This is a genomic window from Bradyrhizobium cedriense (assembly GCF_054602315.1).
Genome location: NZ_JBTSWB010000007.1, coordinates 260790 through 274147, shown reverse-complemented (window position 1 = coordinate 274147; position 13358 = coordinate 260790). Strand labels below are relative to the sequence as shown.

Here is a 13358-nt window from a genome sequence, read left to right as displayed (position 1 = left end):
AAATGCCATGCCATCGGAACTTCGCTCGCCCCGTCTGGCCGTACTGATCGACGCCGACAATGCCTCCGCGAAGATCGCGGACGGTCTGTTCGAGGAAATCGCCAAGATCGGCGAGGCCAGCGTCCGACGCATCTATGGCGACTTCTCCAATGCGCGATCCAGGGCCTGGGCCGACATTCTGTCCAGGCACGCCATCATCCCGCAGCAGCAATTCGCCTATACGACGGGAAAGAATGCGTCCGACATAACCCTGGTCATCGACGCGATGGACCTGCTTCACAGCGGCCGGTTCGACGGTTTCTGCCTGGTCTCGTCCGACAGCGACTTTACCCGGCTGGCCGCCCGCATCCGCGAGCAGGGCATCGATGTCTTCGGGTTCGGTGAGCAGAAGACGCCGGAAAGCTTCAGGCAGGCCTGCCGGAGATTCGTCTACACTGAAAATCTGCTGGCCGTCCCTGCGACCACCCAGGATGCCGCCTCGAGATCGACGTCGCTTCAGCCGCTTGATGCCGCCACGCCCATCATCAAGAAGGTGATCACGCAGATGGAGAGTGAGGATGGATGGGTGACGCTCGGGGAAGTCGGTCGCCAGCTCGCCAATCTCGCATCCGATTTCGATCCGAGGACGTTCGGCTTCCGCAAGCTGAGCGACCTCGTGCGAAAGACGAATGCGTTCGAGATCGACGAGCCAAAAGGCCGTTCAATGCGAATTCGGGTCAAGCCCACTGCCGCACCGCCGAGGCGAAGGCGGAACCCGCGCAGGCCTTCGGGCACGGGGGCGGCCGGTGTTTCGGCGCCGAAGACATAATCAGGGCCTGCCGCTAAATTTGCGCTTGCCCGGGGTGGGGCCGGGCGTAACCATCGCTCGGCCGTAACGTCACCCGAGAGCCCCGATGACCAGACTCACCCGTTTCTCCGTTGCGCCGCTGCACAGCATGACGCGGCGCCTCGCTGATGTCGCTTCGGCGCGCGCTGCGCCTGATCTCGTCATATCAGGTGCGCGGGTGCTCTCGACCTATTCGGAGCGCATCCATCCGGGACGGGAGGTCTGGATCACCGGCGGCCGTATCGCCGCTGTGAAGCCGGCCGGCACAGCGAAGAAGGTCTGGAGCGACGTGCCGCTCTATGATGTTGCCGGCGGCATCATCGCGCCCGGCCTGGTCGATCCGCACATCCACATCGAATCCTCGATGGTGACGGCCTGCGCCTATGCGGAGGCCGCGCTGCTCAACGGCACCACCACGATCTTCTGCGACAGCCATGAGATCGGCAACGTCATGGACGTTGCCGGCGTCGAGGCGATGCTGGAGGACGCGCGGGAGGCGCCGCTCTCGATCTTCTTGACGGTGCCGAGCACCGTGCCCGCGACATCGGCGGAATTGGAGACTGCGGGCGGCGATCTCACGCCGGACAAGATCGCCGGCCTGTTCGACCGCTGGCCGGAAGCGGTGGCACTCGGCGAGAAGATGGACTTCGTTCCGGTTACGATGGGCGACCAGCGCAGCCACGCCATTCTGGCGGCGGCGCTGAAACGAGGCCGGCCGGTGTCCGGCCACGTCTATGGCCGAGAATTCGTCGCTGCCTATGCGGCGAGCGGCGTTACCGACACGCACGAGGCGATCGACCGCGACATTGCGGACGATCTGCTCGACGCCGGCGTCTGGGTGTTTTTGCGCGGCGGCCCGCCGACGACGCCCTGGCATTCGCTGCCACAGGCGATCCGGACCATCACTGAGCTCGGGGCTTCGCGCAAGCGCACCGCCGTGTGCACGGACGACCGCGACGCAGACGATCTCCTGCTGTTCGGTCTGGACTGGGTCGTGCGCGAAGCGGTGAAGGCGGGGATGTCACCGGAGCAGGCCTGGTCGATGGGCTCGCTGCACGGCGCCACGCGCTTCGGCATGGATGGCGATATCGGCGGGCTTGGTGGCGGTCGCCGCGCCGATCTCGTGCTGATGGACGATCAGCTCAAGCCCCGATGCACCTGGTACGGCGGCGAGCTCGTGGTCGAGCACGGCAAGATCACGCCTCGGCTCGATCAGGCGCTGTCACAGCGCTACCAATATCCGAAGGCGGCCTACGCGACGGTGAAGCTGCCGGGGAAGGTGACGCTGACGCCGGAGTTGCCTGCGAAGGCCTGCACCGTCAACGCGATCAAGACAGCGCTGCCCGGCATCACACTGATCCATGAGAAGCTCGCGATTGAGCCGGCGAAGGATTGGCCGTCGCTGTTCGCGCGCCATGGCCTGTGCTTCGTTGCGGTGGTCGAGCGACACGGCAAGTCGGCCGGCAATGTTGCCCATGGCCTTCTCAAGGATTTTGGCCTCGAGCGCGGCGCAGTGGCCTCCAGCGTCGGGCACGACAGTCACAACATCATCGTCGCCGGAACCAACGAGGGCGATATGCAGGTCGCGATCGCCGCGATCAGGGATCAGCAGGGCGGCGTTTGCGTGGTTGCCGATGGCGAGGTGAGGGCGATGGTGCCGCTGCCGATCGCGGGTCTGCTCTCGGACAAGCGCGTCACCGAGGTGGCCGAAGAGGTCAAGGCACTCAAGAAGGAATGGGCAGAGGCCGGCTGCACCATCCCCTACATGGGCTTCAATCTGATTCCGCTTTCGGTCATTCCGGAAATTCGCATCACCGACAAGGGCCTCGTGCTCGTGCCGCAGATGGAACTGGCACCGCTGTTCGAGTGATCTCACGAGAATCTCCAAATCGCATGGCGACAAGGCCTGAGATCAGGCGGCGATGTTCGCGCTCGCGACTGCCTGTGGGCATGAGATCCCGCAGTCTGAACTGTTACGGCTTAACAGTCGATTGGTCGCGCGCCTTTGGTCGCGGGGGAACCGGAACAATGCTTCGGCCCCGCGGTTGAAGGCGCATAACAATCACTGGAGACTTAAGGACATGAAAACCCGTCTTGCGATTTCGTTGGCTGCCGCCTCGCTGCTGGCTTCGAGCGCAGCCTTTGCCCAGTCGACGACCGAACAGGGCGCCAGGGACGGCGCGCGCGCGGGCGGCGACATCGGCGGCCCCATCGGCGCAATGGTCGGCGGCACCGTCGGTGCGGCCGTCGGCGCCGGTCTCGAAATTCCGAATGCGATTCTCGGCGGGATTCCGCGCAGTGACTCGGTTGTCGTGGAAGAGCGCGTCGTCGTCGGCGAGCCCCTGCCTCCGACCGTGGTGCTGCGCCCGGTGCCGAACTACACCGAGTATCGCTATGCGGTCGTGAACGACCGCCGCGTCATCGTCGAGCCACGCACGCGTCGCGTCGTCAAGATCATCGACTGACAGGCGCAAGCTTGTGCGTTGAATGGGGCCCTGCGGAGCGTCACTCCGCGGGGCCTTCGCTCGTCAGGACCGCATTTGCGCGAAGCCGGGTCATGACCCGATCGGCCGCGGCCGCGAGCGCAAAGCCGACGCAGGCGGTGAGCGCGTCGACCAGAAAGTCCTCCAGTCGCGCATGGCGCCCAGGTGCCCAAAATTGCATCAGCTCGAGCACGCCGATCAGGACAATCGAGGCCGCCGCAATCGACAGGCGGTGCCGCCGATAGGCGAGGCCGAAGGCGAGGCCCACCAGGATGAAAGCGAGGGCATGTTCACCATCCTGGCCGAGATCGGAATGGGGCCGCAGGCCCGGCGGCCCGAGAGTTGCGAAAGTGACGGCGGCTGCGAGCAGCCAGGCAATGGAACGAACCAATATGGACATCCGGCTCGCTTAGCACAGATTTGCAGCGGGCCGTACACTCCCCCCATCAGATCGACTGTAGTTAATGACGAAATGTTAAAGTGGCTCGCGCACACCGAGCCCGTGCATGAAGCGTTCCCGGATCTGCACGGGGTCCCGGCGGGTGGTGCCCACACCCGGCTTGTCGTCGATCCTGACGGCGATCAGGCTGGGTTCGGACGCCGCCATCGCGTCCTCGACCAGGCGCTCGAAATCTTCTTCGTCCGCGGCCCAGGCGCTGTTGGCGAGGCCCGAGCCGAGGGCGATGGCGACGATGTCGGCCACGTTCGCGGCCGGTGTCGGTTGCGCACCAGTAATCTGGTAGATGCCGTTGTCCATGACGATCATCGTGAGGTTCTTCGGCTTCAGGGCCGCGATCGTCGACAGTGCGCCGAGCTGCATCAGCAGCGAGCCGTCTCCCTCGAGCGCGAAGACGCGGCGGCTAGGCTGCGCCAGCGCCACGCCGAGCGCGATCGGAAAGGCGAGCCCCATGCTGCCCAGCATGTAGAAATTCTGCGGGCGGTGGCCGGCCGCCCACAGATCGAAATTGGTGTTGCCGATGCCGCCGATCACGGCTTCCTCGTGTTTGAACTTTCCGATCAGGCGCGAGGTGAGGTCGAAGCGGTTCATCACCTTGGTGTTGCGACTCTCCATCGCCGGCCTCACTTGACGAAAGTCTTGCCGCCGGTGAGCAGCGGGTTGAGGATCAGCGCCACCGGCGCCTGCGTGGTGACGGCCTGCTTGATCGAGCGGTCGGCGATGAATTCGAGCTCATCGAGCCGGGTGATGGTGTGGTGCTCCAGCGCCAGTGAATCGAGCACCGGGCGCATGGTGCGGCAGACCAGCGACTGGCCGTAATTGAACTCGCCGAGCGTGCCGCGCTCGGAGACGAACATGATCAGCGGGATCTGGTAGGGCACCGCAAGCGAGGCCAGCACGTTGGCCAGCGTGGCAAAGCCGGAGGTCTGCATCAGCACCGCGCCGCGCCGCCCGCCCATCCAGGCGCCCGAGACGATGCCGACCGCTTCCTCCTCGCGGGCGGTGGCAAAGGTGGTGAAGAAGGGATCCGCGTGCAGGTTCTTGATCAGCGGCGTCAGAACGCGGTCGGGCACGTAAGGCACAAGGCTGATCTCGTTCCGCTTCAACGTTTGCAGGACGATGTCGTGCCAACTCCTTTCGATGGAGCCTTCAGCCACCTGGCGCGAGGTCTGTTGTTCCGCAATCGCCATTGCGTTCTCCCTTAGCCGCGCATGCTTCTTTCCGGCCGTCGCGGCGGTCCGCCGAACTTGACGCAGGCAATGGGATTGTCAACATGTCCCGGCCGGCACGGTGATCTGCGCGAATTGGCCTGCCTTGGCCGCTACCGCCATGTCACAAGTGCGGCAACGAAAAAACGGGAGGAAGCACCGGAGGGGGCGTCGTGCCGACCTTGCCGAGCTCCTTCGCGAGCGAGCCGGAAGGGTCCCGATGTCGGTCAACAGCAAGCGTGTCTTCTACGTCAAATACCTGGCCAATCCCATCTATATCGACATCCTGAAGGCGCGGCCCGACGTCCGGCTCGATCGGATCGAGAATGAAAGCCCTGAGGATTTCTATGCGCCGATCCTGAGCGCGGCCCATGTCTACCAGATCGGCGCCGCCCGCGACGAACTGGCCCCGCATTTTCACGTCGATGCCGCCTTCCTGAAGCGGACACCGAATCTGCTGCTGGTCTCCAGCAATGGCGCGGGCTTTGACCCGGTCGACGTCGAGGCCTGCACGGATGCGGGCGTCGTCGTCGTCAACCAGTCCGGCGGCAACGCCCATTCAGTCGCCGAGCATGCGCTGGCGATGATGCTGACGCTGTCCAAGCGCATCATCCAGTCGGACCGTCGCCTGCGCCGCGAGCGCGACGTCAACCGCAACGAGCTCGTCGGCAACGAGGTCGAGGGCAAGACGGTCGGCATCATCGGCCTCGGTAATGTCGGCCGCCGCATCGCTGCGCTGTGCAAGGGCCTGCTCGGCATGAAGGTGCTGGCCTATGATCCGTATCTCTCGGCAGAGGTGATGGCCGAGCGGGGCGGGGAAAAGGTGGAGCTCGACGAGCTCCTGCGCCGCGCCGATTTCGTCTCGATCTCCTGCCCGCTCAACAAGGGTAGCCGCAACATGATCAGCGTGCGCGAATTCGCGCTGATGCAGCCGCATGCCTATTTCATCACCACGGCGCGCGGCTTCATCCACGACGAGGACGCGCTGCTCCAGGCGTTGCGCGACAAGCGCATTGCGGGTGCCGGCCTCGACGTCTGGTCCAAGGAGCCGCCGCCGCCGGAGCATCCGCTGCTCCAGCTCGACAACGTGCTGGCGAGCCCGCACACGGCAGGCGTCACCATCGAGGCGCGCCAGAACATGGGCCGCATCGCCGCCGAGCAGGTGCTGGATGTGCTCGACGGCAAGCGCCCCCCGCGCATCATCAATCCCGAGGTCTGGCCGCGTTATGCGGAGCGCTTCAAGGAGGCGTTCGGCGTGACGCCGGGTTAAGCACACCACGTGGTCATTCCAGGGCATGGCGAAAGTCGCTGCCCGTTCGGCACTTTGATCCGCCTCAAAATCTCCTTCCCCCGCCCGGCATAAATCGGATTAGGATGCTGCTGGGGCAGCAGGAGGTCTCATGTCAACTTATGTCGTCAGGTTCATGAAGGACGTTCTCGGCGAGTACGGTCGGCAGTGCGAGATTTGCCAGGGCACGCTGGAGGTCGACGCCGCCGACGAGGACGAGGCTATGGAGCGGGCGAAGGCGAAGTTCTGCGAGGATCAGGCGTTGCCTCATTGGTCGCTGCATGCCGATCGGATCCACGTCAGACCGGCTGACTTTCCCTCGTAAGGCCTACTTGCCAGGCGTTGCGCCGGGCGGGGGTGCCGTCGTCCCCGCGCCGAGCGAGCGTTGCACCATGACGGTGTCGGACCAGCGGCCGTGGCGATAGGCGACGCCGCAGAGCAGGCCGGCGCGCGCAAAGCCGAACCTCTCGTGAAGCGCCAGCGAGGGCGCGTTGTCGGCGTCGATATAGCCGATCATCTGGCGGAAGCCGGCCGCCGCGCAGGCATCGATCAATTCCTGAAGGAGAAGCCGTCCAACCCCGCGGCCGAGATGCGCGTGGTGGACGTAGATCGAGTGCTTGGCCGCGTAGCGATAGGCGGGACGCTTGCGGAACAGCACGGCATAGGCATAGCCGACGACCTCGCCGCGATAGGTCGCGACCAGATGCGGCAGGCGGGTCTGCTTCAGGTTCTTGCGCCGGTCGCGCAGATCATCCGGCTCAGGGGCGCCGGTCCCCTCGACATCGCGTGGTACACCATTGCGGACGTGATGGCGGTAGATCGCCAGCATCGCCTCGACATCGCTTTCGCGTGACGGCCTGACCAGAACGGGTTCGTCACTCGCCCGCGCAGCTGTTTCGTTCATCGCCACCTACTCGGCAACGACATAAGTGTAGAGCCCGATGCGCCCGTTCGCATCGACCTCCTTGTAGACGCCCTGTATCTCGACGTCGAAGCCCGGGAACGTGTTGAAGCAGGTCTCGAACATCTTGAGATAATCGATCATGGGCTTGGCCCGTTCCGTCAGCCGCTCGCCGGGCACGATGGTGGCGATGCCGGGCGGATAGACCACGAAGGGCGTGGTGGCGATGCGTCCCGTGATCGCCTCGATCGGCAGATAATCGACGTCGTTGCGGAACAGATAGCGCGCGGCATCGCGGGGCGACATTGCGATCTCGGGCATGTGCTCGGGCATGAACTGCCGCGCCTGGAGCCCGCTGACGTCGGCGGCGCGGAAGAAACGGTGCATGTCGCCGCAGAGATCGCGCAGACGCACGCCGGCGTAGCGCGCCTGCCGCCGTTGATGGAACTCCGGGATCGCGTCCGCCAGCAGCGCATTGTCGTCATGGAGCCTCTTGAATGCAACGAGGCCGGAGATCAGCGTGCCGGCCTTGCTCGCCTCGACGCCGGGGGTGAGCAGGAAGAGCAGGGAGTTGAGGTCGTTCTTCTCGGGGACGATGCGGTTTTCGCGCAAGTATTGCGCGACGACGGGGGCGGGGATCCCGTGCCCGGCATAAGCGCCGGTCGCGCGATCGAATCCGGGGGTGAGCAAGGTCAGCTTGTTCGGATCGGTCATGGCAAGGCCTTCCGCGAGATCGGGAAAGCCGTGCCAGTTGGTGTCCGGAGAGAGCTGCCACAGCGCGGGATTGGTGGCGAGCTCGTCGGTGGAGAGCGTCTCCCAGGCGACGTTGTGGACGGCGCCGGGGCGGGCGACATCGGGAATGGCGATGCGGTCGGGAACGAACGGCTCGAAGAACCAGCGCCGGTCCGGGTTCTGCTCGTTATCCTCGAACTCCCGCCGCATCGCACGGATTTTCTTGCGCAGCTCGATGCCCAGCCGGATCGTGTCGTCCCACAGCACTTCGCCGGAGCGACCCTTCATCATCTGCGCACCGACGTCGAGCGAGGCGAACAGCGGATAGAAGGGAGACGTCGATGCATGCTGCATGAAGCTCTCGTTGAAGCGGCGGTGCTCGACGCGCCGCTTCTGGCCGCGGATGTGACGGTCCTTGATGTGGATCTGGGAGGCCTGCGAGAAGCTCGCCAGCTGCTTGTGGGTCGACTGCGTCGCGATGATGCCGGGTGCCTCCGGGGGAAGATTCGCCAGACCCATGGCAAAGCGGCCGGCATAGAGCGGGTGGAACTTCATGAAGCCGGCCCAGGCCTCGTCGAACAGGATGTAGTCGCAGAGATGGCCGATGCGCTTCAGGATCATGTCCGCGCTGTGGATCGAGCCGTCATAGGTGCACTGCTCGACCACGGCGACACGGAACGGCCGTTCCTTGCGCCAGGCGTTCTTGTCCGCGACCAGGGGATGATGACGGATCGCCTCGCGCAGGGCCCCTTCATCGAGCATGTCCCAGCGCATCGGGCCGATCAGGCCCCAGGCATTGCGGACGGTCGGGACGTAAATGGGGACGCCGCCATTGATCATCAGGGCGCCGTGATGGGCGGCCTTGTGGTTGTTGCGGTCGAACAACACGAGGTCACCGTCGGTGACGAGGGCGCCGAGCGCGACCTTGTTCGAGGTCGAGGTGCCGTTGAGCACGAAATAGGTTTTCTCCGCGCCGAAGATCTGGGCTGCTTCTTTCTGCGCCTTCAGTGCCGGACCTTCATGGGTGAGGAGGTCGCCGAGATCGAGCACGGAATTATCGAGGTCGTCGCGGAACACGGATTCGCCGAGATGCTCGACGAACACACGCCCGATCGGGCTGCGGTTGTAGAACACGCCGCCATTGTGACCCGGACAGGTCCAGAGCTGGTTGCCCTCCTCGGCGTAGTCGACCAGCGCGCCGAAGAACGGTGTCTTGAGCGTCTCGGCATATTGCTTGAGACGGCTGATCAGATTCTTGGCGATGAAGGGTGGGGTCTCCTCGGACAGGAACACATAGCCGTCGATGAAATCGAGCACCTCGACCGGCAGGTCCTCGAACCGCTTGCGACGGATCAGGAGGATGATCGGGAAGTCGAGGCCCCTGCGGCGCATCAGATTGATCAGCGCCGAGGTCTTGCCCTCGAGGCCCTTCTTGCCCCAGTCCACCACCATGCAGCCGATCGCCGCATCGGTCTGCACCGCCATCTCGGCGTCCTCCAGCTTGCGGGCCCGGACCACCTCGAATCCGGAACGCTGGATCTCCTCGATGATCTGGTTGAAGCGAAGTCCCTCGAGATCGTCGGCGTCGAAAACAGGTGCGGCGAACAGGAAGTTGAAGCGCTTGAAATAGTCCATGTCGGGTCCCGAATGTGGCAGAGACACAGCTCTCGGCACATTCGATGACAGCTGGATGACACGCCCGAGTGCCGCGGGAATGTTCGAGTGTCTGCGGCCTCAGTCCAGCAGCTTGTCCAGCGTGATCGGGAAGCGACGGATCCGCTTGCCGGTGGCGTGATAGACGGCGTTCGCAATCGCCGCAGGCACGCCGACGATGCCGATCTCGCCGAGCCCCTTGACGCCGAGCCTGTTGATCCGCTCGTCCGGCTCGTCGACGAAAATGACGTCGATGTCGTGAATGTCGGCATTCACGGGAATGTGGTACTCGGCGATGTTCGCGTTCATGATGCGGCCGAAGCGGTGGTCCATCTGCGTCTCCTCGTGGAGCGCCATTCCGATTCCCCAGACCACGCTGCCCATGATCTGGCTGCGGCCGGTCTTGATATTAAGGATGCGGCCGGCAGCAACCGCGCTCACGACTCGCGTGACGCGGATCACGCCGATCTCCTCGTCGACCTTCACCTCGGCGAAAACCGCCGAATGCGTATTGCGGGCGTGCGATTTGTCCTCCCCGAACTGGTTGAGCTTCTCCTTCTCGATCCGCTCGATCTTGCCGTGGCGCATGACGTCCGCAACCGAAAGGGCAGGCCCGTCCTTGCCGTTGCTGGCGATCATGCCGTCGACCAAGGTGACGTCGGCGGCATCGACGTCAGCGAGTGGCGAGCCCGGCATCGCCTTGGCGAGGCGTGCGAGCTCCTGACGAATGTCTTCGGCCGCGCCCAGCACGGCGTGCGCGCTGGATGCCGCCATCCAGGAGCCGCCCTCGACCGGGGCTTGCGGCAAGGTCGAATCGGCGAGCCTGACGCTGATGTTCTCGATCGGCAGGCCCAGCGCATCGGCGGCCACTTGCGCCACGATGGTGTAGGTGCCGGTGCCGATGTCGGACGCGGCACAGGAGATTTCGGCATGGCCGTTCGAGGTCAGCACGATACGGACCGCGACCGGCATCTGAAGTGCTTCCCATACGCCCGTTGCCATGCCCCAGCCCACCAGCTCCTTTCCATCGCGCATGGAGCGCGGCGCGGGATCGCGCCTGGCCCAGCCGAAGGCTTCCGCGCCGCGGGCGTAGCATTCGCGCAGCTGCTTGCTGGTGTAGGGCAGGTCCTCGGACTGGTCGCGATCCGAATAGCACTTCAGCCGCAGCTCGAGCGGATCGAGCTTGAGGGCGACGGCCAATTCGTCCATGGCGCATTCGAGGGCGCACACGCCCGTTGCCGCGCCGGGCGCGCGCATGTCGCAGGGGGTGGCGACATCGAGGTGGACGAGCTTGTGGGAGAGGTGGCTGTTGGAGCTCTTGTAGAGCTGTTCCGCCCAGCCTGTATCGTTGCGCGAGAAATCCTCGTAGCGCGATGTGACCGCAACCGCTTCGTGCGTGACCGCATCGAGCCTGCCGTCCGGGCTTGCGCCAAGCGCAACGCGCTCGATGGTCATGGGACGATAGCCCAGGCCGTACATCTGCTGCCGTGTCAGCACGACGCGGACGGATCGCTTCAGCTCGAGCGCGGCGAGCGTCGCCAAGACCACCTGATGCTGCGGCCGCAGGCCTGATCCGAACGCGCCGCCGACATAGGGCGAGATCACGCGGATGTCGTCCGGCTTCTTTCCGAAGACGCTGCAGAGGAACTTCTGGACGTTCTGGACCCCCTGCGTCTTGTCGTAAACAACGAGCCTGCCGTTGCCCTCCCAGACGGCCGTCGTTGCGTAGAGCTCCATTGGATTGTGATGCTCGCTCGGAAGGACGTAGGCAGCTTCATGCCGGACGGCCGCGCGCGTGAGCGCTGCCGCGGCGTCGCCGCGGGGCTTGTGCGGCTGATCCACGTCGGCAGCCCCGCTGCGTTCGGATTCGAGGTCGGTCGCAAACGCCTCCTGCTCGTATTCGACGCGGACGCGGGTTGCGGCGAACTTGGCAGTCTCCCAGTCCTCGGCCACGACCAGCGCGATCGGCTGGCCGTTGAACTTGATCCTGTCGTCGTAGAGCGGGCGGAACGGCGAGCCCTTCTCCGGCGCCACCTCGTCCTTCCAGGCATCGTCCTTGTCGGCGAGGGGTGGGCGATGCGCATGGGTCAGCACGTCGACCACACCCTTGACCTTCAACGCCTCGCTCGTATCGAGGCGAGCGATGCGCCCGCGCGGAATGGTTGCTTCCACGATAAAGCCATGGAGGAGATGATCTGCTGTGAATTCGCCGGCATATTTGGCAGCCCCGGTGACTTTGGCCCGGCCGTCGACGCGCGACGTTGGTGTTCCGACATAGGCGTTCATCTGTCCCTCACGCGATCTTCTTGTGAGCTTGTGATTGCGGCGTTGCGCGTGTGGCCTGCACCAGCGTACGCACGATGGCTCGGCGCGCGAGCTCAATCTTGAAGCCGTTGTGCGAGCGAGCCATTGCTCCCTGCAGTAGCAGGTCGGCGGCGCGCCCGAAATGATCCGGCGTTGCCGCCTGGCCGCGCAATGTCGCTTCGGCTTCAGCACTTCGCCAGGGCTTGTGGGCAACGCCGCCGAGCGCCAGGCGCGCTTCGCTGATCGCATTGCCCTCCAGTTCGAGCGCCGCCGCGACCGAGACCAGAGCAAAGGCGTAGGACAGCCGGTCGCGAATCTTCAGATAGCTGTAGTTGCGGGCAAAGCCGCGCGGCGGCAGCTCGATTGCGGTGATGATCTCGCCGCTGCCGAGATCTGTATCGACATGAGGCGTATCACCCGGCAGCCGATGGAAATCGGTCAGCGCGATGGTGCGCTGACCGCGGGGGCCTGCAATGTGCACAAGCGCGCCAAGTGCCGCCAGCGCCACGCTCATGTCGGATGGATTGGTCGCGATGCAGGATTTGCTGGTGCCGAGGATTGCGTGGTTGCGGTTGAGGCCATCGAATGCCGCGCAGCCCGTGCCGGGGCTTCGCTTGTTGCAAGGCGTCGTGGTGTCGTAGAAGTAGGCGCAGCGCGTTCGTTGCATCAGGTTTCCGCCGACGGAGGCCATGTTGCGCAGTTGCGCGGAGGCGCCGGCGAGGATCGCACTGGCGAGCAGGGGATAGCGCTGCTCGATCAGCGGATGGTAGGCGAGATCCGAATTCGGCACCAGGGCGCCGATGTGCAGGCCGCCGTCAGCAGTCTCTTCGATGTTGCGGAGCGGCAGGCGGGAAATGTCGATCAGCCGTGAGGGGCATTCGACATTCTCCTTCATCAGATCGATCAGGTTGGTGCCGCCGGCAATCAGCTTCGCGCCTGGATCGGCGGCGAGCAGGCGAATGGCGTCGGCAAGGTCGCTTGCGCGAGAATACTGGAAGTTGTTCATGATCGGCTCATTGCCTGCTCGATCGCAGCCACGATGTTGGGGTAGGCGCCGCAGCGGCAGAGATTTCCACTCATCAGTTCCCTGATCTCATCGGCATCCCGGGCGCGGCCTTCGGCCATGAGGCCGGCCGCCGAGCAGATCTGTCCCGGCGTGCAGTAACCGCATTGGAATGCGTCGTGGTCGATGAAGGCCTGCTGCAGGGGATGCAGCCCGCCGTCCCTGGACAGGCCTTCGATCGTCGTGATCTCGGCGCCATCCTTCATGACGGCGAGCGTCAGGCAGGAATTGACGCGCCGACCATCGACCAACACCGTGCAGGCGCCGCATTGGCCGTGATCGCAGCCCTTTTTGGTACCGGTCAGCTCCAGACGGTCACGCAGGGCATCCAGAAGCGTGGTCCACGGCACGACCTCGAGCGCGCGCCTGACGCCGTTGACGACGAGATTGATCGGAATGCGTTCGGGGATTTGATCCGTGATGTCGGCCATTTTCTGTTCCCT

The 13358-nt window shown here is 64.7% G+C and carries 13 protein-coding genes; 5 read left to right on the top strand and 8 right to left on the bottom strand.

Annotation, left to right across the window (positions count from 1 at the left end; all coding sequences use genetic code 11):
- Nucleotides 1–7 precede the first annotated feature (7 nt).
- The 3 genes from ACYCVF_RS26725 (at nt 8) to ACYCVF_RS26715 (ending at nt 3291) form a co-directional block, all read left to right on the top strand.
- Nucleotides 8–808 carry an NYN domain-containing protein gene (locus ACYCVF_RS26725; RefSeq protein ID WP_459601352.1) on the top strand — a complete coding sequence of 267 codons (801 nt, stop codon included), beginning with the start codon at nt 8–10 and terminating at the stop codon, nt 806–808.
- An 85-nt stretch (nt 809–893) separates the two neighbouring features.
- Entirely contained in the window at nt 894–2696 is a 1803-nt protein-coding gene (locus ACYCVF_RS26720; RefSeq protein ID WP_459601350.1) for an adenine deaminase C-terminal domain-containing protein, read from the top strand.
- A 211-nt stretch (nt 2697–2907) separates the two neighbouring features.
- Nucleotides 2908–3291, top strand: coding sequence for a DUF1236 domain-containing protein (locus tag ACYCVF_RS26715; RefSeq protein ID WP_061028470.1), 384 nt, complete (start codon nt 2908–2910; stop codon nt 3289–3291).
- Between the two features lie 40 nt (nt 3292–3331).
- Here ACYCVF_RS26715 and ACYCVF_RS26710 read toward each other — a convergent pair whose 3' ends face one another.
- The 3 genes from ACYCVF_RS26710 to ACYCVF_RS26700 form a co-directional block, all read right to left on the bottom strand.
- A complete protein-coding gene (locus ACYCVF_RS26710; protein WP_459601347.1) occupies nt 3332–3709 on the bottom strand; it encodes a VanZ family protein in 378 nt (125 codons plus the stop codon).
- A 75-nt stretch (nt 3710–3784) separates the two neighbouring features.
- Nucleotides 3785–4381 (bottom strand): thiamine pyrophosphate-dependent enzyme, encoded by a 597-nt coding sequence (locus ACYCVF_RS26705; RefSeq protein WP_459601345.1) that lies wholly within the window; start codon nt 4379–4381, stop codon nt 3785–3787.
- Between the two features lie 8 nt (nt 4382–4389).
- A complete protein-coding gene (locus ACYCVF_RS26700) occupies nt 4390–4956 on the bottom strand; it encodes a thiamine pyrophosphate-binding protein (protein ID WP_459601343.1) in 567 nt (188 codons plus the stop codon).
- 238 nt (nt 4957–5194) lie between these two features.
- Here ACYCVF_RS26700 and ACYCVF_RS26695 point away from each other — a divergent pair, with 238 nt between their 5' ends.
- Together ACYCVF_RS26695 and ACYCVF_RS26690 are read left to right on the top strand one after the other, a co-directional pair.
- The gene (locus ACYCVF_RS26695) at nt 5195–6244 is read left to right on the top strand and encodes a hydroxyacid dehydrogenase (RefSeq protein WP_459601341.1); all 1050 of its coding nucleotides are present in this window, start codon (nt 5195–5197) and stop codon (nt 6242–6244) included.
- Nucleotides 6245–6374: 130 nt separating this feature from the next.
- Nucleotides 6375–6587: a hypothetical protein gene (locus tag ACYCVF_RS26690; protein WP_061028480.1), complete on the top strand. Its 213-nt coding sequence runs from the start codon at nt 6375–6377 to the stop codon at nt 6585–6587.
- A 3-nt stretch (nt 6588–6590) separates the two neighbouring features.
- On the opposite strand, the gene ACYCVF_RS26685 is transcribed toward ACYCVF_RS26690, so the two are convergent.
- The 5 genes from ACYCVF_RS26685 to ACYCVF_RS26665 form a co-directional block, all read right to left on the bottom strand.
- Nucleotides 6591–7166 (bottom strand): N-acetyltransferase family protein, encoded by a 576-nt coding sequence (locus ACYCVF_RS26685; RefSeq protein ID WP_459601339.1) that lies wholly within the window; start codon nt 7164–7166, stop codon nt 6591–6593.
- A gap of 6 nt (nt 7167–7172) precedes the next feature.
- Nucleotides 7173–9530, bottom strand: a complete 2358-nt coding sequence (locus ACYCVF_RS26680; protein ID WP_459601337.1) for an Orn/Lys/Arg family decarboxylase — start codon at nt 9528–9530, stop codon at nt 7173–7175.
- 99 nt (nt 9531–9629) lie between these two features.
- Nucleotides 9630–11834, bottom strand: a complete 2205-nt coding sequence (locus tag ACYCVF_RS26675) for a xanthine dehydrogenase family protein molybdopterin-binding subunit (protein WP_459601335.1) — start codon at nt 11832–11834, stop codon at nt 9630–9632.
- A gap of 7 nt (nt 11835–11841) precedes the next feature.
- Nucleotides 11842–12858, bottom strand: coding sequence for an FAD binding domain-containing protein (locus ACYCVF_RS26670; protein WP_459601333.1), 1017 nt, complete (start codon nt 12856–12858; stop codon nt 11842–11844).
- Entirely contained in the window at nt 12855–13346 is a 492-nt protein-coding gene (locus ACYCVF_RS26665; protein WP_459601331.1) for a (2Fe-2S)-binding protein, read from the bottom strand. Before ACYCVF_RS26665 ends, ACYCVF_RS26670 begins: the two co-directional genes overlap by 4 nt.
- Nucleotides 13347–13358: the final 12 nt, after the last annotated feature.